The sequence below is a fragment of the Streptomyces sp. NPDC091377 genome, from assembly GCF_044757045.1.
Taxonomy (GTDB): Bacteria; Actinomycetota; Actinomycetes; order Streptomycetales; family Streptomycetaceae; genus Streptomyces.
Genome location: NZ_JBIVUE010000002.1, coordinates 537671 through 537962, shown reverse-complemented (window position 1 = coordinate 537962; position 292 = coordinate 537671). Strand labels below are relative to the sequence as shown.

1 pseudogene is annotated in these 292 nt (G+C 80.8%); it reads right to left on the bottom strand.

Features of this window, described 5'->3' with window-relative positions:
- Positions 1–109: 109 nt before the first annotated feature.
- A pseudogene (locus tag ACIQNG_RS06410) lies at positions 110–292 on the bottom strand (hypothetical protein); the annotation flags it as partial.

The following is a 292-nucleotide window of genomic DNA, read 5'->3' as shown; positions in this document are numbered from 1 at the left end:
TCACCCGGTCACCCGGTCACCCGGTCACCCGGTCACCCGGTCACCCGGTCACCCGGTCACCCGGTCACCCGGTCACCCGGTCACCCGGTCACCCGGTCACCCGGCCGCCCTACCGTGCCGGAACGCGCCCGAGCCCCGTACGCCCCGCCGTCACCGCCCTCACCGCCGCGCTGACGGCCGCCACCTGCCTGACCGCCGCCGGACCGGCCGCCGCCACGTCCACCGGCCGCGGTCCGGCCGCCGCCACGTCCACCGGCCGCGGTCCGGGCGGCGCCACGTCCACCGGCCGCGG